21 protein-coding genes are annotated in these 22,894 nt (G+C 35.7%); 11 read left to right on the top strand and 10 right to left on the bottom strand.

From position 1 onward, the window contains the following. The first annotated feature begins 1 nt into the window (after position 1). The 9 genes from CLW00_RS02755 to CLW00_RS02715 are packed head-to-tail and all read left to right on the top strand — an operon-like array spanning position 2 to position 10,129. Positions 2–1,024 carry a glycosyltransferase family 2 protein gene (locus CLW00_RS02755; RefSeq protein WP_211300137.1) on the top strand — a complete coding sequence of 341 codons (1,023 nt, stop codon included), beginning with the start codon at positions 2–4 and terminating at the stop codon, positions 1,022–1,024. Beyond that, positions 1,024–2,091, top strand: coding sequence for a glycosyltransferase family 4 protein (locus CLW00_RS02750; RefSeq protein WP_106132083.1), 1,068 nt, complete (start codon positions 1,024–1,026; stop codon positions 2,089–2,091). Before CLW00_RS02755 ends, CLW00_RS02750 begins: the two co-directional genes overlap by 1 nt. Positions 2,092–2,104: 13 nt before the next feature. After that, positions 2,105–3,064 carry a glycosyltransferase family 4 protein gene (locus tag CLW00_RS02745; protein WP_106132082.1) on the top strand — a complete coding sequence of 320 codons (960 nt, stop codon included), beginning with the start codon at positions 2,105–2,107 and terminating at the stop codon, positions 3,062–3,064. Between the two features lie 21 nt (positions 3,065–3,085). Next, the gene (asnB, locus tag CLW00_RS02740) at positions 3,086–4,939 is read left to right on the top strand and encodes an asparagine synthase (glutamine-hydrolyzing) (RefSeq protein ID WP_106132081.1); all 1,854 of its coding nucleotides are present in this window, start codon (positions 3,086–3,088) and stop codon (positions 4,937–4,939) included. Between the two features lie 13 nt (positions 4,940–4,952). Beyond that, positions 4,953–6,056, top strand: a complete 1,104-nt coding sequence (locus CLW00_RS02735; protein ID WP_106132080.1) for an NAD-dependent epimerase/dehydratase family protein — start codon at positions 4,953–4,955, stop codon at positions 6,054–6,056. Next, positions 6,053–7,309, top strand: coding sequence for a UDP-glucose dehydrogenase family protein (locus CLW00_RS02730; protein ID WP_106132079.1), 1,257 nt, complete (start codon positions 6,053–6,055; stop codon positions 7,307–7,309). The genes CLW00_RS02735 and CLW00_RS02730 overlap by 4 nt, the downstream gene beginning before the upstream one ends. Beyond that, positions 7,309–7,845, top strand: coding sequence for a dTDP-4-dehydrorhamnose 3,5-epimerase (gene rfbC / locus CLW00_RS02725; RefSeq protein ID WP_106132078.1), 537 nt, complete (start codon positions 7,309–7,311; stop codon positions 7,843–7,845). The genes CLW00_RS02730 and rfbC overlap by 1 nt, the downstream gene beginning before the upstream one ends. Before the next feature lie 33 nt (positions 7,846–7,878). Further along, a complete protein-coding gene (locus CLW00_RS02720; protein WP_106132077.1) occupies positions 7,879–9,159 on the top strand; it encodes an NAD(P)H-dependent oxidoreductase in 1,281 nt (426 codons plus the stop codon). A gap of 37 nt (positions 9,160–9,196) precedes the next feature. Next, positions 9,197–10,129: a polysaccharide deacetylase family protein gene (locus CLW00_RS02715; protein WP_106132076.1), complete on the top strand. Its 933-nt coding sequence runs from the start codon at positions 9,197–9,199 to the stop codon at positions 10,127–10,129. A 9-nt stretch (positions 10,130–10,138) separates the two neighbouring features. Here CLW00_RS02715 and rfbF read toward each other — a convergent pair whose 3' ends face one another. From rfbF to CLW00_RS02685, 6 genes are all read right to left on the bottom strand, one after another. After that, positions 10,139–10,921, bottom strand: coding sequence for a glucose-1-phosphate cytidylyltransferase (gene rfbF / locus CLW00_RS02710; protein WP_106132075.1), 783 nt, complete (start codon positions 10,919–10,921; stop codon positions 10,139–10,141). A 35-nt stretch (positions 10,922–10,956) separates the two neighbouring features. Continuing rightward, positions 10,957–11,973: a DUF354 domain-containing protein gene (locus tag CLW00_RS02705; protein WP_106132074.1), complete on the bottom strand. Its 1,017-nt coding sequence runs from the start codon at positions 11,971–11,973 to the stop codon at positions 10,957–10,959. 24 nt (positions 11,974–11,997) lie between these two features. Further along, positions 11,998–14,355: a GumC family protein gene (locus tag CLW00_RS02700; protein WP_106132073.1), complete on the bottom strand. Its 2,358-nt coding sequence runs from the start codon at positions 14,353–14,355 to the stop codon at positions 11,998–12,000. 12 nt (positions 14,356–14,367) lie between these two features. Beyond that, on the bottom strand, positions 14,368–15,159 hold the full coding sequence (locus CLW00_RS02695; protein WP_106132072.1) for a polysaccharide biosynthesis/export family protein: 792 nt from the start codon (positions 15,157–15,159) through the stop codon (positions 14,368–14,370). Between the two features lie 204 nt (positions 15,160–15,363). Then, a complete protein-coding gene (locus tag CLW00_RS02690; RefSeq protein ID WP_106132230.1) occupies positions 15,364–16,245 on the bottom strand; it encodes a hypothetical protein in 882 nt (293 codons plus the stop codon). 11 nt (positions 16,246–16,256) lie between these two features. Continuing rightward, positions 16,257–17,270 (bottom strand): Gfo/Idh/MocA family protein, encoded by a 1,014-nt coding sequence (locus tag CLW00_RS02685; RefSeq protein WP_106132071.1) that lies wholly within the window; start codon positions 17,268–17,270, stop codon positions 16,257–16,259. 598 nt (positions 17,271–17,868) lie between these two features. On the opposite strand from CLW00_RS02685, the gene CLW00_RS02680 reads away from it, so the two are divergent. Then, positions 17,869–18,558: a sugar transferase gene (locus CLW00_RS02680; protein WP_106132070.1), complete on the top strand. Its 690-nt coding sequence runs from the start codon at positions 17,869–17,871 to the stop codon at positions 18,556–18,558. 64 nt (positions 18,559–18,622) lie between these two features. Here the strand turns inward: CLW00_RS02680 and CLW00_RS02675 are convergent, their stop codons facing one another. The 4 genes from CLW00_RS02675 to CLW00_RS02660 form a co-directional block, all read right to left on the bottom strand. Continuing rightward, positions 18,623–19,267, bottom strand: a complete 645-nt coding sequence (locus tag CLW00_RS02675) for an ROK family protein (protein WP_106132069.1) — start codon at positions 19,265–19,267, stop codon at positions 18,623–18,625. 148 nt (positions 19,268–19,415) lie between these two features. Continuing rightward, positions 19,416–20,021 (bottom strand): CAP domain-containing protein, encoded by a 606-nt coding sequence (locus CLW00_RS02670; RefSeq protein WP_170073160.1) that lies wholly within the window; start codon positions 20,019–20,021, stop codon positions 19,416–19,418. A gap of 254 nt (positions 20,022–20,275) precedes the next feature. Beyond that, entirely contained in the window at positions 20,276–21,244 is a 969-nt protein-coding gene (locus CLW00_RS02665) for a sodium-dependent bicarbonate transport family permease (protein ID WP_106132067.1), read from the bottom strand. Positions 21,245–21,281: 37 nt separating this feature from the next. Further along, positions 21,282–21,578: a hypothetical protein gene (locus tag CLW00_RS02660; RefSeq protein ID WP_106132066.1), complete on the bottom strand. Its 297-nt coding sequence runs from the start codon at positions 21,576–21,578 to the stop codon at positions 21,282–21,284. Positions 21,579–21,706: 128 nt separating this feature from the next. Between CLW00_RS02660 and CLW00_RS02655 the strand changes: the two genes are divergently transcribed. Next, on the top strand, positions 21,707–22,654 hold the full coding sequence (locus CLW00_RS02655; protein WP_106132065.1) for a LysR family transcriptional regulator: 948 nt from the start codon (positions 21,707–21,709) through the stop codon (positions 22,652–22,654). The last annotated feature ends 240 nt before the right edge of the window (positions 22,655–22,894 follow it).

Genomic DNA, 22,894 nt, shown 5'->3' with positions numbered 1-22,894 from the left:
AATGAAAATAGATTTATCAGTAGTTATGCCCGTTTACAATGGGGAAAAGTATTTAAGAGAGGCTATTTTAAGTGTTTTGAATCAATCTTTTAAAAACTTTGAGTTGTTGATAATTAATGACGGTTCTACTGATTCATCTGTGGAAGTAATCAATCAGATAAATGATGATAGAATCCAGTTAATCGATAACAAACAAAACAGGGGAATTGCTTACACTCGAAACTTAGGACTAAAGTTAGCTAAAGGAGATTTTTTGGCTTGGATGGATTGTGATGATTTGATAGATAAAGACCGGTTCAGAATTCAGATCAATTTTCTTAAAAATAATCCCAAGATTGGAATTTGTGGGACATGGCTAGAGCGCTTCAATGAAGGAAAACCCAGATTATCGACAACTTTTCTGGACCCGGAAATGGTTAAATCAGGTTTGATTTTTAAGCCATCTGTTCTGAATGCTACCTCTATGTTTAGAATGGATATGATTACAAAGGCCGGGTTAAGCTTTGATACTGAATTGGCCATCTCTGAAGATTATAATTTTTATGTTGATGCTTGTTTTCATTTTCCAATAGCAAATATTCCAAAGAAGCTTTATTTCTATAGAGCTTCTGAAACAAGCATAATGAAGCGGTTTGATGATTTAAAAGAGATGAAGTTTCAATTTCACAAAAAAGTATATACCAAATGGTTTGAAAAGCTTCATTTACCTCTATCTGAAGAGAATTTTAGAAAGCATGATTATCTTAGTTCTGAAAACCTCTACGACAATATTGAGGATGTAGCTGAAGCCTTTAATTGGTTAGTTTATATCAAAAACCAAAATATTATTTATAAAATACTCGATGATAAAGCCCTAGATAAAGTACTGGGAAATATGTTTTATTTTTTGTGTAAAAAATCCTCTCAAATAGGATTAAAGACTTTTGCTTTTTATTTAAAAAACAGAGGGGAATTTGAAAAGTCATTTGGTGGATCTCTATTGAAATTGTTTTTGAGATGTTTTATCAAATACGATAAATTTTAATGAAAAAAATACTTATCGTAGACAAAGACCAGTTTGGTTATCATATCAGTCCATATAAGTATGCGACTTATTTGAGCGGTGAATTTGAAGTGACTTACATATGCTGGGATGAAGGGAGGGAGAAGGCAGGGCACAAGTCTGTCGAGGTTATCTACTTGCAAAAAAAAGGGCCTAAAGTATTAAGGTTTTTTACCTTAATCTCTAGAATAAGTGGCACAATCAGGACAGGTGATTTTGATTTTGTATTCTTGGTTTATTTTTTCGGTTGTTCTTTGATAAGAATCCTAAATCCCTTTCGAAAAATCAATCTTGACATAAAAACGGTATCTGTACTTTCCGAAACCAAAAAAAACAGGCTTTATGATTCTCTATTAAGCGTGGAATCAAAGTTATTTAAAAACGTGAGTGTTTTGAATGAAATGACCGGTAAAAAACTCGGTATTCGAAACTTTCACGTTTTGCCCTTAGGAAGTGAATCTTTTGTTGAGAAAAAAGTTGAAAATGGTTTTTTTGATTTTTTGTATGTAGGCACTTTGTCAAACAGAAACATAATGGAAATGGTGATTGGGTTTAAACTTTTCTTATCATCCATTTCGAAATCAACTCATTATGATTTAGTAAGGCTAGTTCTTGTAGGAGTAGGCTATGGTAATGAAAAGGAAGAAATTCAAGAATTTGCAAAAGCCGAAGGATTAAGTGAACAAATAATTGCTCATGGTTATGTGCCTTATGATCAATTACATAAGTATTTTCAACAAAGCAAAGCAGGAGTCTCTTATGTCCCAATCACTCCATATTACACTGACCAACCTCCTACAAAAACAATTGAATATTTGATTTCAGGCTTACCGGTTTTGGCTACAAATACCAATGCCAATAGGGAATTGGTAAATGAAAAAAATGGTATTCTAATTCAAGACAGTGCCGAAGAGGCGGGTGTTGGATTTTTGAATTTATATGAGAGTTATAGCAAGTATGACAGCGAGAAAATCAAAACTGAAAGTCAAATATATTCTTGGGATCAAATAGTCAATCATAATTTGAAAGAATACCTGAATTCAATTTAAATACACCATACCGATGAAGAAAATTCTTTTTATCACCAATATGTACCCGATTGATAAAAAACCATATTTCGGTATATTCATTAAGGAACAAATACTAGAACTTAAGAAAGGATATGAATTTGATTATAAAGTTCACCTTATCAATGGCCTTCATAAGTCAAAGTTTGAATATATAAAGAGCATACTTCAAGTCCCTAAGTTGATCAGGTCTTTTAAACCGGATGTAATTCACGTACATTATGGTATTTCAGGTTTATTTCTTCTTTTTTATAAACCAACAGTACCTGTGTATCTGACCCTACACGGATGTGATTTTTTGGATCATGGTGACAATAGGTTGCAGGTATGGTTGAGTAAAGCTGTGGCAAGGAGGGTAGACAAAATTTATGTCCAAAACTCACAAATGCTTGAAGTAGGTAAGCAAATCAATAATAACATTGAAATCCTGACCTGTGGTGTAGATACCGATTTTTTCAAGCCAGATTTAATCAATGAATATCAGGAAAGCGAAAAAGTGAAAATTGTGTTTCCTAGTGATCCAAGTAGGTCGGAGAAAAACTACGGGTTGTATAATGATACAATTAAAGTTTTGGAGGAAAATCATGGTTATAAAGTTGAAAAATCTTCAGTTCACAATATGACTAGAGAAGAAGTCAGAACAATGCTTTCCCAAGCGGATTGCCTGCTGATGACATCTATATCAGAAGGCTCTCCTCAAGTGGTTAAAGAGGCTTTATCCTGTGGTTTACCTGTCGTTTCAGTTGATGTGGGTAATGTTGGCGAAATGATTGAAGGGATTCCATCTTGTTTTTTGTCAAAAAATCATGATGCCTTTGAGCTTGCCGGCTTGCTTGTAAAGTCTATTGAGAGTGAAAAAGAACATAGAGGGGCTGTAAGAGAAAAGTTTATGGCTAAAAATATATTTAGTAATCGTTACATTGCAAATAGGATTTGGGGAAATTATAATTTTTAATCCTCCAATAATTATATACTTATGTGTGGAATTTTAGGAAGTATAAACCTTGAATTTGGTTTAGAGGAACTTGATCTGATCAGTCACAGGGGTCCTGATGATTTTGGTTTAGAAAAAATTGAGGTCGCTCAGCATCAGGTAATTTTAGCTCAAAGAAGACTTTCCATTCAGGATCTTTCACCCGCTGGGCATCAGCCGATGAAATCTCAATGCGGAAATTACATGATCATTTTCAATGGAGAGATTTACAATCATTTGGAGCTAAAGGAAAACCTTGGCAAATACAACTTTAGAGGGCATTCAGATACTGAAACTATCCTTTATCATTTGATTGAAAATGGATTTATGGCGATCAAGGATTTAAATGGGATTTTTGCTGTAGCCTTTTTGGATTTGAAAAAAAGCAAATTATCCCTTTACAGGGATCCGTTGGGCATCAAACCGCTGTATTATCATCTTAACAAAGAAAAGAATTCTATTATTTTTTCATCTGAAATCAGACCCATTAAATCCAAGCTTAGCGAAGTACAAATAGATTCCGACGCATTGGCTCAGTTGTTGAAATTGAGGTATAATCCTTCACCTGATACCTTGTTCAAAAACATCAAAAAATTAAAACCTGGTCATCTTTTAGAGTTTGATCTTTCCAAAGAGGCTTTGTCTGTTGAGGAGAGATATTTTGCCAAAACATTACCCAAAACAAATGCATTGTCCTTAGATGCAAGTATAAAGGAATATCAAATCAAGTTCGAAAATGCTGTTCAAAGGCAATTGCTATCGGATGTTCCGGTGGGGATATTGTTGAGTGGTGGGATTGATTCAGCGATGGTAGCAGCTATTGCCCAACAGCATTCTAAAGAACCCTTGAAGGCTTTCACCATTGGTTTTGATGGAGATCATAGTGAGGATGAAATAGGAGATGCAGCTGAAACTGCTCAGATTTTAGGTTTGGAGCATTTTTACCGAAAAATTACTTTTGCCGATTTCCTTCAGATCTTCAAAAAGTGCATTGAGATTGTAGAAGAGCCTTTGGCCACTAGTTCAATGATACCCATGTATTTTCTCTCTGAGTTGGCTTCTGAGCATGTCAAGGTAGTCCTGACAGGTCAAGGTGCGGATGAGCCTCTTGGTGGATATCCGAGATATCAATCAGAATTGATCTTGGACATAATCCCAAAACCTTTTCAGCGTCTAGGCAAATCGATACTAGGATCATTCAATTTTAAAAGTGATAAACTCAGTAGAGGAATTGCGACAATGGGTATGGAAAATGAAATCCAGAGATTTTTGACCAATTACCAAGTATTTAACGACAAGGAAATTGAAAGACTCATCGGCGTTAAAAATATCAATTTCGCCACTCCATTTTCTTACTTATACAAGGCTCTTGAATGCGAGTCAAAAAGACATCCTGTAGAACGTATGATGGCTTTGGATACTAGAATGAACCTTTCGGATGATCTTTTGAACTACACGGATAAGATTACGATGAATTTCGCATTGGAGTGTAGGGTGCCGATTTTGGATTTAGAACTTGTGGAATTTATTGAATCTCTGGATTATAGCAAACGGCTCAGCCTTGGCAAAACAAAAATCATTCATAAAGCATATGCACATAAAATTCTACCTGAAAAAATCATCAACAGGAAGAAAAGGGATTTCAGGTCTCCTACTAATATTTGGTTTAGAGACAACCCAGACCTGATCAAAAGCATTTTGTTGAACCCAGAATCTTGTTTTGCAGAATATTTCGATTTAAACGAAGTCAATAAACTGATCAACCTCCATCAACATGATTTCCCAAAAGAAAAGCAGATTTTTCTACTGTTAGGGATTTACTATTTCCTTGAAATCCACCATTCTCATAACCAATAAAATAGATTTTATTATGGAACAACACTTTGAGCAAAACTTAATTCTTAAGGAAGATTTAAAGTATATTTTCGACAAATTGAATGCTCTCGAAAAATCAAAATTTAGAGAAAGCACTGTTTTGATTACCGGTTGTGGCGGTTTTTTGGGGTATTACTTCATGCAGTTTTTCAATAAATATGCAGATGAATTGAAGATAAAAAGAATAATAGGCTTAGATAATTTTCTTACGGGTACCAAAGACTGGCTTGACCGTCTTGCTAGTCAAAATCCTAAAATCTCTCTTCACACTTTTGATGTCATCCATGATGATCCCAAGCAAATATCAGGAATTGAAGAGGCCGATTTTATAATTCATGGCGCTTCCATTGCTTCTCCTACATTTTATAGATTATATCCACTCGAGACAATAGATGCCAATATTACAGGGCTGAGAAGGCTCTTGGACTTTTATTGCCAAAAAAAGATTAAGGGGTTTTTGTTTTTTTCAAGCAGTGAAATCTATGGTGATCCTTTTGCTGAATTTATCCCAACACCAGAAAGCTATCGTGGAAATGTAGCCACAATGGGTCCCAGAGCTTGCTATGATGAAGCAAAGCGCTTTGGAGAAACCCTTTGCTATACCTTCAATGAGAAATATAAAATGCCAATAAGCATTGCTAGGCCATTTAACAATTATGGCCCGGGGATGAATATAAATGATAAGAGACTACCTGCTGATTTTGCTAAATGTGTACATGAAGGAAGGGATTTAGTTATGTTCTCTGATGGTAAGCCTACTAGGACATTTTGCTACATAAGCGATGCCATTACGGGATATTTGAAGGTATTGTGCCATGATAGGTTCGATGTTTTTAATATAGGAATAGATACTCCCGAAATTTCGGTAAAGGATTTTGCATATCTCTTTACAGATGCCGCCAAGAAAATATATGGCTACGAAGGCAAGGCGGTTTTTCAGACTTCTCATGATAATGAGTACTTGACAGATAATCCAAACCGAAGATGCCCAAAGATAGATAAGGCAAAAGAAATACTGGATTACCGTCCTGAAATTTCTGTAAAGGAAGGTGTAAATAGATTTTTAATGTTTCTTAAAATCAATAAAGGTAAACTATGATTATTTCTGTATTAGGGCTTGGTTTTGTTGGACTGACTACGGGCCTTGGTTTCGCAAAAAAGGGATTTAAAACATATGGTTTTGATGTCAATCAAAAAAGAATGGAAGACCTCAAAAACCATAAAATCCCATTTCACGAACCTTATTTGAAAGAAATTTTAGAGGAAACCAATCACAAGACCTTTTTTTTGGAAGCTGATTTTGAATTGGCGATTCAAGAAAGTGATGCTGTTTTTTTATGTGTAGGAACCCCCGAAAAGGAAGATGGGAGTGCTGATTTAGGGTTTTTGTTCAGTGCAATAGAGCAGGTTTTATCAATTAATACTGGTAAATTTCAGGTAATCATCACCAAATCCACGGTTCCGCCATCTACAGTTACTACGGAGGTGATACCTTTTGTAAATAGTTTTATTGCAGAAAAAGAAGGACGGAAAGTGGGTTTTGCGTCAAATCCCGAATTTCTAAGAGAGGGGTACTGTTGGGAAGATTTTATAACTCCTGACAGAATAGTGATAGGTGTTGAAAATGAAGCCTCAAAAGAGATCCTCAATCAGATCTACCAACCATTTGAGGCTCCGATTCATTTTGTCAGTTACAATACAGCTGAGTATATCAAATATCTTTCAAATACCCTTTTGTCGACAATGATCAGTTATTCCAATGAAATGTCGATGATAGCTGAAGCTATTGGAGAAATCGACATTCAGAAAGCATTTAAAGTGCTGCATGAGGATAAGAGATGGTATGGCCAACCTGCAAGTATGAAAGGTTACGTTTACCCAGGCTGTGGTTACGGAGGATATTGTTTGCCAAAAGATACAGCAGCTTTAGTAAGTATTTCGGAAAAAAATGGTTTTTCGCCTCCTATTTTAAAAGCTAACATTCAAATCAACCAAAAAGTAAAAAGCTTTTTGGTAAACAAAATAGTGGAAGAACAGCCATTAGGTGTAAAAATAGGAGTTTTAGGTCTTTCGTTTAAACCTGAATCAGATGACGTAAGAATCACACCTTCCAAAGACATAATTGATGGATTAATAAGTGAAGGAATACACAATATATCCGCATATGACCCTATTGCAATGCCAGAGTTTCAAAGGTTTTATCCTCAATTACCTATTAAGTATTCAGATTCTTTGGAAAAATTGATAGACGAGGTTGACGTATTGGTGCTATTGACTGGGTGGAAAGAATTTAAAGAAGAGAAAGATAGAATTAAAGAAAAGAAGCTTTATGATTTTAGATACTATCTATAATGAAAATTGAAGAAACGATAATCAAAGGGTGCTATTTAATCACACCTAGGTCTTTTACAGATAATAGGGGAAGTCTCACCAAAATTTACCATGAATTGATGTTTCAGGAAATGGGGCTGGATGTCCAATTTCGTGAGGAGTATTTTTCAGTTTCTTCAAAAGGAGTACTAAGAGGACTTCATTTTCAAATTCCGCCTATGCAACATGCAAAATGCGTTACCTGTGTTTCCGGGAAGATTTTTGATGTTGTAGTGGATTTAAGAAAAAATTCTCCAACTTTTGGTAAGCACTTTTGTACCGAACTTGATGGTAAGACGCCCAGTTTATTGTACGTACCGGAGGGCTTGGCACATGGATTTGTAAGTCTTGAAGATGATTCAATTTTTTTAAATAGATCCACCACTGTGTACTCACCAGAATGTGACCGCGGCATCCATTGGGATTCATGTGGCATAGTTTGGCCTGATCTTGATTTAATAATATCCCATAAAGATCAGGAAATGCCTGATTTTGAAAATTTCAATTCACCGTTTTGAAAACAATAAAAAGAACCTCAATCCCAAAGAAATATGATAGTTACAGATAGTTTGCTCTCAAAAAGACATTTGGAAAACCGACCCATAGTAGTAGGTATTATAGGGGCAGGTGAAATGGCTAAAGGAATGATCAATCAAGTGTGTAAATATACCAAAGGAATGGTCATTGGTGCGGTATACAACAGGACTCCAGAAAGGGCTTTGAAAGTATTCAATGAACTCAATATACCGGATTTTTTACATACGAATAAAATTTCCGAAGCCGATGAAGCAGTAGAAAGAGGCAAAACAGTGATCACCAATGATCTTGAAGTATTTTTCAATATAGGGAAAATAGAGATCGTGGTAGAGGCTACAGGTGCAATTTCCTTTGGAGCTGAAGCTATTTTGAAAGCATTTGAGCATGGTAAACATGTTTTGTCTTTTAATGCAGAGTTAGATTCAACATTAGGTCCAATTCTTTTGAATAAGGCAAAAACAGCTGGAGTCAAATATTCATTAGGTGATGGAGATCAGCCGGGAGTCACCATGAACCTTTACAGGTATGTCAAGGCGATGGGTTTCGAACCTTTGGTATGCGGTAATATAAAAGGGATGCTCGATTATTATAGGACTCCTGCAACCCAGAAGGGGTTTGCGGAATCTTGGGGCATGGCACCAGAGATGGCCACCAACTTTGCAGATGGTACCAAGGTAGCGTTCGAACAGTCCTGTATTGCCAATGCTACAGGTATGTCAGTTGCAAAAAGAGGAATGTATGCATATGAATCCAAGGAGCACGTAGACAATCTCACTCATTTATATGATGTATCGGAATTAAGAGAAAAAGGTGGGATTGTAGAGTTTATCATTGGTGCCAAGCCTTCTCCTGGTGTATTTGTATACGCCACTACTGATGATCCATTTTCAAAAAAATATTTAGACTACGGAAAATTGGGAAAGGGGCCATTATATAGTTTTTATGTTCCTTTTCATTTGCTCTTTTTTGATATTGCGAGTGCTATAGTCAGACTTATTGATTTGGATGACCCCGTAATAGTCCCTAAAGACAAACCCTATGTAGATGTAATCACTGTTGCAAAAAAAGATTTAATGCCAGGCGAAAAGCTTGATGGTATAGGTGGATTTAACGCATATGGTTTATGTGAAAATCATTATATTACAGTATCTTCAGATCTACTACCCATGGGACTATCTCAAGATTGTGAGCTAAAAAACCCCATAAAAAAAGATAGTGTTATCACCTATAATGATGTGATTTTGCCACAGAACAGAATGATAGACCGATTGATGAAAGAACAAATAAAACTATAGTAACAAATCTTCCGAAATTAATTCACCCCAAAAATTAATGAAGACAAATAAACTTACAATCATAGGAGTGTCAGTAGTGGCACTCATATTAGTGTTTTCTATCAGCAAATTCTTTACGACAGAAAAGTTTCTTATTATCCACTCTGACGACCTTGGTTTATCAAGCTCTCACAATTCGGCTACCATTTTGGCTATGAGAGAAGGTTTGGTTACTTCCGCAAGTTTGATGGTGCCTTGTCCAAAAAGAGACGAAGCAATTGAATTATGGCGAGAAAATGATGACTTGGATATTGGAATTCACCTTACAGTTACCAATGAATGGGAAAACTACAGATGGGGAGGTGTGGCAGACCCAAACCTAATTTCAAGTTTGCTGGATGATGAAGGTTATATGTATCCTAATTGCAAAATTTTCCTTGAAAATGCTGAATTGGACGAAATAGAAATAGAACTCAGGGCTCAAATCGAATATGTTCTGGAAAAAGGCTTAGTTCCAACCCATTTAGATGCGCATATGACCTGTCTATTTAGAGGTTCTGCTGAACTCCTATTTACATATCTTAAAGTAGCTCAGGATTATGAAATACTTGCAATGCTTCCCAAAACAAGTTTTGAACAAATCAAATCAGCTGGATATTTAGACCAACTTGATTTAAAATACATAGGAATAATTGATCAATTGTACATTGCAGATGAACAAGAGTATGATAAAAAAGGGATGGAACAACTTTATATTGACATCTTGAATGAGGTAAAGCCCGGGTTCAATGTTTTATTGATTCACACTTCCTATGATGACTTAGAAATGAAAAAAATCACCTCTGATACAAAGCATTGGGGATCTCAATGGAGGGAAGAAGACCTTAAGTTTTTTACTTCTTCAAAGACTTACAAATACATTTTTGAAAATAATATCCAACTGATCAATTGGAAAGTTTTTAGAAAAATCAAAGAACTGTATGAACAGTAATTTTTTAATTCACCAGACTTTCCATGTTGCCAAACCTTTGCTCCATAATTCTTCTAAGTGATTTTTATCTCTTAAGGTATCCATTGGTTGCCAAAAGCCAAAATGTTTGTATGCAGACAACTTTCCCATCGTCGAGAGTTTTTCCAAAGGTTCTCTTTCCCATATAGTTTGATCTCCATCGATTAAATTCAGAACTTCTGGTTCGACCACAAAAAATCCACCATTGATCCAAGCATTACTATTTCCATCACCAACTGGTTTTTCTCTAAATTGGTTGATACTGGTATCTCCATCTGCCAAGGTAAATGCTCCAAATCTCCCAGGTTGTTGAACAGCTGTGAGTGTTGTAAGGGAATTATTGCTTTTATGGAATTCAATTAATTTGGAGATATCTACATCAGACACACCATCTCCATAAGTCAAACAAAATGCCTCGTTGTCAAGGTATTGGGCTACCTTTTTGAGTCTACCTCCTGTCATCACATTTTCCCCTGTATCTACTAAGGTTACCTTCCAGGGCTCTGATTTTTTGCAATGTACATGCATTTGATTTTTTTCTAAATCAAAAGTAATGTCAGACATGTAGAGAAAATAATTTGAAAAATACTCTTTTATCAGATGACCTTTGTATCCACAGCAAATAATGAAATCATTGATTCCATGCCTAGAGTATATTTTCATGATGTGCCAAAGAATGGGTTTTCCGCCAATTTCAACCATAGGTTTAGGCCTAATACCACTTTCTTCACTTATTCTGGTTCCAAAACCTCCTGCTAGAATTACTGCTTTCATATTTTTAATATTATTTCAATTAAAAATAAGTATTTTTAAATACAAAATAAAGTATTTCTTAATAAAAAAAATGCTTTTTCTCCCTTGTCTAGAAGGTTGGATCCCTCTGAGGATTTGGTATTTAAAGTGGTTAAAAATTCACCAACTTTATTGATAGTGAGTTCGGGGTCGAATACCATCAAATCATTGTCAATTAAGTATTGATCAACATCTAATAGTCCGCCTTGATATACAGAAATAGTCGGCACCCCTATCATAGCCATCTCTCTAGTCATTGAGCCACCTGCACCGATAAACAGTAGGCATTTTTCGGCAATTTTATCAAAACTTATGGTGTTTTTTGGAACCTCAACTCCCAAAAACCTCTTGTCTGAGTAATGTTCAAATTGATTTTTGTCTCTAACTAATATGATTATATGGTAGTCTTTTTTGAGGTCTAGAATTAAGGTGTCCAAAAAATTTGAATTCCCAGTGTAATACTGGGCTGTATTAGGTTCAGGTCTTATATAAATGGTATCTGGAACATTCTGCTTTCTTTTTTCTATAATCTTCAGCCCTTTTTTCCACAAGTATATTCCCTCCTTTATCCCAGGATATTGAATTATCTTGCTTTTTCTTGCTCCTTGTTTTCTAGCTTTTTCTAGGGACAAATTTTCGGGCAGTAATATCTTGTCTGCAAAAATGAAACTGGGGATATTTCCCATGGCATGTTCATTGTCATTGGTATAAATTGATTTTATACCAAGTGATTTAGCTGTTATGGGAAGGTAAAAGGAGCTTTGTCCTATAGCTACATCTACATTTTTGTCTTTTAAAAAACTCCTTAACTTTAAGACACGTCTGGGAAAACCCAACAGTTTTGACAGTAAATTGGTATAAACCTTTTCTCCTATGATCGTATAATCCCAGCCTTTACTTTTGAGCATGGAGACAGTATTTGAGGAATCTCTACAGGTCAATATAAAAGAATGGCCCTCTTGGCTAAGGTCTTCAATTAAAGGCTCAAAAAAATTTACCTGTGGTGTATTGATAAAGTCTATCCAAATTTTCATGTTAGAATTATTCTCCGATTACATTTAATTCTTCTGGTAATAGCTCTTTCCGTACGCTTCACCATATCCATAAGTCATTTCAAGTTTAGCATCATTAAGTACAATCATTGGATTCTTGAACTTTTTATTTTTCCGGATATCTTCAATGGTTTTTAACTGATCTTTGGTTGTAAAATTATACCTCACCATAAAAATTGAAACATCTGCAAATGTTGATAGGGTGAACGAATCAGATACTAATCCTACCGGTGCTGAATCAATGATTACATAATCAAATTTTTCTTTTAACTTTTTGATCAATTCTTCCATTCTAGAATTTAGCATCAATTCTGATGGGTTTTCAGGTATTTCACCACACCCAATCAGAGACACATTTTCCTGTCCATCTAGATTGGTCAATACTTCTTCTAATGATGTGTTTTTGTCACTATCCAAAAAATCTGATAATCCTTTGTTCGAAGTCAAATTCAGGGATTTTAGTAGGGCAGGTTTTCTTAAATCAAATTCCAAGATAACAGCTTTCTTTCCTGCCAAACCCAAACTGATGGCTAGGTTTAAGCTGAAGAAAGTCTTTCCTTCACCACTTATTCCTGAAGTAACCAATATGACTTGGTTTTTTTTGTTACCAATTTCAAAAGCCAATCCAGTTCTGATAAACCTTATTTGTTCAGCTATCATAGTCCGCTTTGACTTTGCGATAGCGATAGGTTCCTTATTCGGGTTTCTGGAAAGTTCCCCCAGAATTTTAACAGAAGTCAATTTTTGAACTTCAGATTTGTATTGGATCTTTTCATCCCATTTATCCTTGATAAATATCAATCCAAATGGAAGTCCAAAACCGAAAATAATACTCAATCCAAAAATTATTTTCTTGTTAGGTTTGACAGGGTATTCAGATGATGAAGGCGGGTCAATTATTCTCGAGTTTCCTGTAGAGGCAGCAGCAAGTGTGAGAGCTGCTTCTTCTCTTTTTTGGACAAGTAAGAGATAATGTTCTTGTTTTATACCTTGTTTTCTATTGATATCAAGCAGTTCTCTCTCAATCGTTGGTACTCTTGATGCACGGCTTTGGAATTGACTAGAGCTGGTTTCCAGACTTCTTTTTGAAATCTGTAACCCATTTTTGATCTGTTTGATACTTTCAATGATACTTCTTCTTAAGCTTGCCAGTTGTTCACTGATGTTTATAACAATCGGGTTGGTAGGCTGGGTTGTACGCAACATCCTTTCCCTTTCTTGTTGTAGTTTGTTGTAGCTGGAAATCAATTCATTTAAGTTTGGCTCAACTACTGTAAGTGTACCGGGAATCGTTTCAAATTCATTCCCGGATTGATTCATATAAGACTCAATAGATTCCAATACGTCTATTTGAATAGCTAAATCAGCCAATTGTTGACGGTTTGCAGTAGTACTGTTAAGAAATAGCTGAGCTTCTGCACCAACATCTGTTATGGCGTTTCGCAATTTATACTGCTCAGCCTCATTTTCGATTTTAAGAAGCTCTTCAGTGAGGCCGACCAATTGCTCATCTATAAAGCTGATAGTATTATTGGCAATTACATTTTTCTCATTTTCAGCTTCTCTATTATATATTTCGATGATTTTATTGAGCAAATCCTTTCCTTTTTGTGGATGCTCATTATATATCGATAGGGAGATAACACTAGCCAGTTTATTGACAATTTGGACTTCAAAATCATCAGCAATGTCTCTTCCCAGTTTATCACCATGGAAAACAACCTTTAAAGGAGTATCCTTGAATTCGCTAATTTCATAATAGAAATCAGGATTTAGCTCAATTTTAAATCCCCCGTAAAGGTTTTTTATTTCTTGTCCGAATTGATACTTTCTCTTGTCTTTTTTCCCTTCCTGCAATTCAAATTCTCTATCATTTAGCAATGATATTTCCAGCCCCATTTCTCTTTGATTGAACTGCTCATTTTTATCGATAAAAGTTACGGTAATTGGTACCTCATTTTTGTAAATTTCTTTCCAACGAAGCGGGCCATTGTTTTGATAATAGGAGACATAAAAATTAAGCTCATTTATAGCTTTTGAAATTAAGAATTCAGACCTGAATACCTCAGCCTCATTTTCTACCGATGAAGTGCTACTGAATCCCATCATTTCCGGTAGAAGGGCATTTGTGTTGAAATCAGTACCTTTGTTTTCATCTCTCAAGAGTAAAGTACTCTGAACTTTATATAATGAAGTGGATAAATAAGCAAAAGTTACCGCAGAAAGACCAAAGACCAATACGCTTAATAAAAACCAATACCATTTTTGGCGGTATTTATTAAACACCATTTTATAACTCAACGAATCTTTTTCTTTTACTTCCTCTTCCTCTTCAATCTCTTTAATTATATCGCTGATCTTCATTTTTATTTAAAGTTAACTTGTAAACGCATCTCTAAAATTCAAGAACATGATCACTGCCAATGTTAAAGCACTGCTTATAATTGCGAATGTCCTGGGGTTATTATCTGCCTGAATTGCTTTTGTTTTGTAAGGTTCGACATACACTATATCATTTTGCTGCAAGTAGAAAAAATCAGAATTTAATACTTCTTTATTATTTAAATTTAATCTGTTTGCTGTTCTGATCCCATCTTTCTCTCTTATAATCAATACGTTTTCCCTTTTGCCATAAGCAGTCATGTCACCAGCTAAGCCTAAAGCCTCAAGCACAGTTATTTTTTCGGTGGGAATTACAAAAGAATTGGGCTGTTGTACTTCACCAATGACTGTCACCTTAAAATTCATGAATCTGATATTGATAATCGGGTCTTTTACATATTCTACCAGTAATTCGGACATTCTTGTAATGGCTTCTTGCTTTGTAAATCCTTCGAGCTTAATCTGACCGATCACTGGATAATTAATAAATCCATCTTTATCTACCAAGTAGCTTTCGTTGATAGGGGCGGAGATAGTGGTGTTTGAACCTTCCGCCGGAATTAATACCCCAGCATTGAAAAGCATATTTGATTCAGCATTTAAGCTAGTTACTGTGATGCTTAACAGGTCATCAGCCTGGATTCTGGGTTCAGATTTAGAGGTGATGGTAAAAGAATCACCTTTGACAGGGTCTAGGTCGCTGAAGTAAACTAGATTTCTTTTAGTGCAAGAAAAACAAAATACTATTGCAACTACTAATAGGATATTTTTTCCTAGGTTACTCATAGAGAAAGGTTAAGTGTGGGTAATTGAATCTTGTATATTTCCAATACCTATCCGGCATGTCGGGAATATATTATATAGCAATATGGAAAAAAAACAATCAATTTTCTGAAATATGGCGGAATTCTAGTCTGAATTTCCGAAAAGAATGGTTACCCATACTGATTTGTTCTAATCAAGTAGGATAACCATTAAATTGAATTTTCATTAAGCACTTACCAATTGTTCAGTTTTCTTATAATCGTGGTATCTGATTGTCTGAACAGTGTTTTCGATATTCTGCCTTGATGAAGCGCCAAATAGAATTGACTCCACGTTGGGTAAATTACTTACGTATTCCAAAGCTTCGGATGCTGGAATTGCTCCACCTCCCAAAACCTGCATTGCTATCAACCTGCATCTACCTTCGCTTATGGTTTTTTCATAGAGATCTTTTCCTCCTGACATTCTAAAGTTTGCCTTATTGACAGAGGCACAGATGATTGGGTTTTTCAAACCTGCAGCTTCAAGAGTATTGAGTAGTTTTGGTAAATTCATAGTAATGAATCCTGCCTCGGCATTGTACTTTTTCTCCACATATTTGGCAAAAGCAACCAGGAAGTCTGTCATTCCCAAACCCAGAAGTAAATCAGTGATTACATTTTGAAGGAAAATTACAGGAGTATCTATTCCCCTGAACATTTTCATTTCAGCATCGATCAAAAGTTCCATGATTGAGGTATAGTCTTTTGATAAGAAAGCTACACCTCCTTTGAACATTGAACCGATAAAATTACCCGGAACATATTGTTTAAGCGTGCCTGCAATCCCTAGATCTGTAACAGCATTTGCGTACTTGTGGGCATATGGCATGCAAGGATAAATCTTGAAGTCGCTGTATTCAGGATTATCTCTGATGATTTTACAAATATTAGCAATACGGTCGTGTGTGGTACACATGAAAGTATTGATGCCACCTTCTCTGGCAATGTCTAAAGTCTTGATAATTGCAGCATCGTCCTTGAATTTGATCGATTGAGCCCGAGATTTTTCGTCCGAAATATGGTTGACTGCAAAAAACTGATTGTCTCCGAAAATGATTCTTTCCATGGTTGTTGAAGTTAAGCTAATGATTGTTCTTTGATAAGAAATATTGAATGGTCTGTTTTCCAAGCACTTTCAAATGTGTTGATGTCATTTTGAACTATGCCTTGGACAGATTTGATGAAATGGTCTAATTGGGAGGAGTATTCTTCACCCCTTAAGTAAAAATCTACTTCTTCTGCCAAGTCAGTCACATATTTCACATTCCAGCCTTTTGAATAGCCTTCAGGCACTGATGATGATTTGAAGTAAACTTTCAATTCGTTGGCATCTGAGATGATTTTTCCCTTGGTACCATTTATAGTAACAGAAGTGGACATCTTCCTATAGGTCTCATCACTCCAGTTGACCGATATCACTCCTGATACACCAGTTTCTATATTTACCAATGCATATACAGAGTCGTCTACGCTTTTGGAGTAGATGGATTTGAGAATTGAACCTTTGCAGGAGTTGATGGGAGCGACGATATCATTAATAAGATCTATCACATGAGAGGCATAGTCCATTAGACAGCCACCACCCTCGTTTGGATCAGATCTCCAAGTGTCACTTTTTTTCTTTGTCACTACCGGTCCGTAGGCTTCACCTAGGAAGTGGTTGATTTCTCCTATGTAACCACCATTCACCAGTTTTTTGACCTCTTTAAATGTGCCTACAAACTTGTTGTGGTATCCTACTTGGTTTACTACACCTTTCTCTTTAGCTAATGAACTTAATTCTAAGCTTTCGGTAGGGTTCAGGCAAAAAGGTTTTTCGGCGAAAACATGTATGTTTTTATTCAGAAGGTCTTTGACCATTTTGTAGTGAAACTTAGTAGGAACAGCCACAATCACTGCATCCGGTTTAGCTTCGTCTACCATTTTTAAATAATCTGAATAGCAATCATATCCGCTATAATTTTTTAAGACATCCACTACCATTTTGGAAGTGTCACAGACCCCTACAATCTCAACACTAGGATGAGCTCCTAAAATTGCCAAATGAGAAATCCCCATTTTTCCTGCTCCAATTAAGGCTACTTTTATCATTATTCTCGAATAATTAAAATGTTGCGTTTTTGAATTTTTGACTAAACATAAGTTAATCCCTTAATTCGAATCAAAGTACTTTATTTTTTATTTAAAAAGCAACTTTATGTATGTAAAATGAATAATAATTTTTTCATTTTAACAGTTACATTTAATTATGTATCTAAAATTATGAATTATAAGTAATGTAAAATGTAATTCAAAAAATAAATTTTTCTACCTTAGATTCTCCATTAAAGAATTCATCTTTCATTAAACTTCAAAGTGTAGTTATGATGGCAATAAGAGTTTCTATATATTATGTTATATACAAATAAAAGCTTTTTACATATATATTATAGTAGAACAAAAATTAATATTGAAAGAAAAATATTTTTATTTTTTTGTTAAGGAAAATATAAATAGTTGATTGTTAAAGAGTTAAAATGCTTTAAACCAAATCAATTAACATCTTCACCCTATTAAAACGTATTTCAAATAAAAAAAAATGCCATTTGTTTATTATTTCCAATTTTTAATTTTAAATTTATGCCATGATCAGGAAGAAATATTTACACTCTGATCTATATCACACAGAATTGTTTTAAATAATTATAATATGGCTAGTACAATTTCAAAACTCCACAACATCAGCTCTTTTGCTATTGATTCGGAATTTATTTTAAATAGGTATTCGGTCAATCTTTTGGATTCGTCTATGACACTTACCAAAAGGGTATTCGATATTGTATCGGCAAGTTTATTCTTGATCCTTGTAGGCAGCTGGCTTTTTCCGATCATTGCTTTGATGATCAAACTGGAATCAAAAGGGCCTGTGTTTTACAAGCAGTTGAGGCATGGGCAGAACAATGTCCCTTTTTATTGCCTCAAATTCAGAAGTATGAGGTACAATCCAGCTGGGCATTTCAAACAGGCTAGCAAAGGTGATCCAAGAATTACAAAAGTTGGTAAGTTTATAAGAAAGACAAGTCTTGATGAACTACCTCAATTGATAAATGTAGTACTTGGTGAAATGACCATCGTAGGTCCTAGGCCACATGCTGTAGTGATGAATAAAGAGTTCTCGGAAAAAATTGAGAACTTTATGTACAGACATATGGTAAAACCGGGAATCACCGGTCTCGCTCAATCTAAAGGTTTCAGAGGTGAAATTAAAGATACTTTCGATATGAATGCCAGATTACGATACGATCTGTTTTATATCAAAAACTGGAGTTTGGCTTTTGATTTCAAAATTATCTTCCTAACGATCTATTCAATTCTTTTTGAAAATGACAATGCGTATTAAACAATAGCTCAAACCACTTATAACCCTTTTATAATCCAAGCAACTCAATGATTGCTTGGATTTTTTATTTCCACATTCTAAAACCTCCCTCATAAGCCAATTGGTTATTACCAAGTCGACAACCCTCAGGGACTTCCGTTAACAGTTTGGATTTCCCTCCACCGAGTACGATGTCATCTGGTAAAAATGCAGCTTGAAACCTTTCTACAACAGTAAAAACATGTTCTTGCCACTTCTCTTGACCTCTTTTCTCATAACCCCGAAATCCTACATAATCTTCAAAAGTACCCTTTCGGTAAGTGAGGTGGGCAAGTTCCATAGGGAGAACCTTTCCATCGTTTACAATAGCTGAACCAAGACCGGTGCCAAGTCCTAGAAATAATAGAACACCTTCTTTGTAAGAACCTAAGGCCTGCATAGCGGCATCATTCATCAATTTGATAGGCTTTCCAAAAGCCTGTTCAAAATCAAATCCGATCCAACCTTCTCCGAGATTTTTGGGTTCTGTGATGATTTTTCCACCTTTGATAATTCCTGGGAATCCTATGGAAATTACATCGTAATCCCAATCCTTGGTCATCTCTTTGACTCCTTCTACCATTGTTTCAGGTATCATGTCAGTTCCTGATGGAAATTTTCTACGTTCTATTGGGCCTTCTACTTTTGCTTTGATATTGGTTCCGCCGATGTCTATTGTTAAGATCTTCAATCTGTATTTGCTTAGGGTTGGAAAGTAAATTGAATGTTAAAGAAAGTACAATTTGTCCAATTGTGCCAAAGAGATTGAGGAATTTTGATTTAAATCTTTTTGAAAAAATAAGGTTAGACGTATTCCCGATTTTTGAGGGTCCAATTATTCAATATTCTTCTTTCACTTTTATGAATTTTCTTTCTCTCCTCGGACCGGTATCTGCCCCTCTTTTTCTACCAAATTTGTAAACTGTAGCTGTACGCCCTGTCTCAGGATTATAATGTCTAGCTGCACCGAAGTGGGTATAAACATGGTTCATGATATTTCTACAATGTCCTGGGCTATTCAGAAAAACTGTTACGGTATTTTCTGTTTGAATTCTACCCATGACAACATTCTCGGCAAAATTATTGAATTCTGTGGTATGTCTTCTGATACGTTCAATGACTCTGGAGCTATCAGAACCCACATGACCTCTCATACCGGAATGATAACTTAAGTCGGCGGCGTGTTCAAGGGCTGCTAGGGCAAGGTCATTGTTCCAGTCAAGCTTGGATGCCGGGTCGAAAATCTCATTACCACAATTTCTGCCATTTGCCCTTTCTGAGTTTATCGGGGACAATAATTCTGTCAAATATTCGGACTTTCCAGTTGAACCTGGATCCACTGGGGGAGGAGTGGGGTTGAGTTCCCTAGCGGAGGATTTTGAATTTGCTCTTGGCTTTTTACCTGCTTGTTGACCCCTTATTTGTTCACTGCTTGTAATTTCCAAACCCTGTGTTTGACTTTCTGTGCTTTTACAGGAGTGCAGAGCGAAAAACAAACAAAAAGATAAAAACAAGGAATTGATTGAAATGAAGTTTTTCAAAATTTCAGTCAGTTTGGTGAGTACTGACATTCAAAATATGAAAAATACAGTGATTATAAAAATCTAAGTCCTGCCATGGAGAGAATTGTAATGGTCAATCCATGGCAGGACTGTTTTTTGAAAATATCAATACCAACTCAATTTTGTAATGTCAAACATTAAAAAGCCGAAGCCAATAAGTAATACAATGGCATACCGATAGTGATGTTTACAGGAAATGTAACAGCTAAAGCCATTGGTAAGAACAAGCCAGGATTGGCCTGAGGAACTGTCATTTTCATGGCAGCCGGTACAGCAATATAGGAGGCACTCGCTGACAGAATGGCCAACATAAACCTGTTGGAGATATCATCAGTCACCATTGAGCTCATGATTGCTACTACAGAACCATTGAAAAGCGGGATGATAATAGCAAAAACCAACGGGAACCAGCCATAAGAGAAAAAGGAACCTAGTTTTCTGCCACTGACTATTCCCATATCCAATAGGAAGATAGCCAAAAAGCCCTTGAAAATATCATTGGTAAATGGTTTGATTCCTTCTGCCTGTGCATCTGATGCCAAAAAACCTATCAGCAGGCTGCCAAGTATCAGCATCACACTTCCATTAGTAAAAGAATGTTTTACAACAGTTCGCTTTTTCACTATATCAGCAGTACCACCGATTTTATCAAAAGAAGAAATAAGAAGCAGTCCTACGACAATGGCAGGTGCTTCCATCAAAGCCATGATCGCAACCATGTGGCCGTGTAACACCATATTCTGGATTTCTAAATAGGTCACCGCTGTAACGAATGTAACGGCACTGATGGATCCGTAAGCGGCTGCTACTGCACCAGCATCATAAATGCTCAGTTTTCTTTTTAATATGAAAAATGTGTAAAAAGGAATTACAATCGCTATGCCTATACCGAAGAGTATGGTCCAAAAAATCTCCATGCTAAAGGTTTCATGTGCTAATTCCTGCCCGCCTTTGAATCCTATTGAAAACAACAGGTAAAGTGAGATGAATTTAGAGGAGTTTGGAGGGATTTCCAGGTCGCTCTTGCACAATACAGCTACCAATCCAAGAACAAAAAAGAGTAGGGCGGGGTTGGTGAGGTTCTCAACTAAGAGATTGAAATTCATTTCAGTTTCAGGATTTTGGTTTTAAAAACAGTTAGGATCAAATGTTTTGCTCTTTGGTTTCGATACTGCGAAGTTCGATTGTAGCATTGATGGAAAAGCTTCCGTTTGCCATGTCCATTTGATCAAAAAACTCCATTATGTTTCTTAATTCACCATTCAATTCAGTAATTCTTTGGGCTGAATTTTCGTCGGGTGCTCCAAATCTTATTGTTGAACTGAAGTTTTTCCTAACATGGAAATTCAATTTGTCGTTAACAAGATTTATCAAGATTTCCTTGGCGTCTATAGGGTTGAATTCGCCCGAAATAAGCTTTAAGTCTAATGATTTTTCCATTTGAGAGATAATGCTAAAGTCTTTGGATTAGTAAAATTTATGTGCTCTTTATTTTCAGGGAGCAAAAGTGAATTCAAAATTTTATATATTTTTATTTAAGTTTATAATCGAAACCATAAAAAAAATTTATGAATTATACGCTTCATCAATTGCTGGTATTTCAAAAAGTAGTAGAGACAGTTTCGATTACGAAGGCTGCCGAATCTTTGCATCTGACGCAGCCCGCGGTATCTATTCAGCTCAAAAACTTTCAGGATCAATTTGATATCCCTTTGACCGAAGTGATCGGTAGAAAAATCCACATTACTGAATTTGGGCAAGAAATAGCAGTCTTAGCAGAAAATATCATCAATCAAGTACAGGCAATTGATAGCAAAACAATGGCTTATAAAGGTCAATTGACTGGCCGATTGAAAATAGCTGTTGTGTCAACTGGTAAATATGTAATGCCATATTTTCTAGGGGATTTTCTAAATGAGCATTCAGGTGTTGAATTGCATATGGATGTGACCAACAAAAGCATGGTCATGAAAAGCTTGGAAAATAATGAAGTGGATTTTGCACTAGTTTCCATCTTACCTAAAGCGGTCAATTTGGAGTATCTTGATTTGCTGGATAATGACCTTTATCTGATTGGCAATACCCGATCTTCTTTGAATGAAAAAATGGATCCGGAAGAAATTTTTCAGGAAATGCCATTGATCTTTAGGGAAAAAGGCTCAGGTACCCGTCAAACGATGGAACGTTTTATTGAAGGCAGCAAGATTTCTATCCACAAAAAGATGGAACTGACTTCCAATGAGGCCGTAAAACAGGCAGTATTGGCTGGGCTGGGTTATTCAATAATGCCAATTATTGGGATAAAAAATGAACTTGTGGCAGAGCAACTCAGGATTATTTCTGTCAAGGGTTTGCCAATTACTACCAAATGGAGATTGGTCTGGCTTAAGGGGAAAAAACACCTTCCACTTCCATTGGCCTATTTGGAGTTTCTGAAAAAAGAAAAAGAAAAAATTGCTTCCAGGTTTTTTGGAGAAGTAACTGCGGAGAAAGAAATCCTGAAAAAGGAAGCGTAATCTTCTTTTTCAGGATTTCCGGTTTATCATTCTCGACTTTACTCAACCTTTGATTTCTTAAAGAATCTTCACTGGAATTATATTCTCTAGACACTTGGTACTTGTTTCTATGAGTTGTGGGTAAGCAATCGAATTGGCTGTGGCAAATGAACTATGAATATATATTAACGATTAAAATCAGGACCACTGATCCTTGCTAAATTCAATACAATTATAAGTATATAAAGCATTTAAGCTGCT

Origin of the sequence: Mongoliibacter ruber, assembly GCF_003003005.1 — a bacterium.
Taxonomy (GTDB): Bacteria; Bacteroidota; Bacteroidia; order Cytophagales; family Cyclobacteriaceae; genus Mongoliibacter; species Mongoliibacter ruber.
The sequence above is the reverse complement of the archived record's forward strand: the minus strand, read 5'-3'. Positions and strand labels throughout refer to the sequence as shown.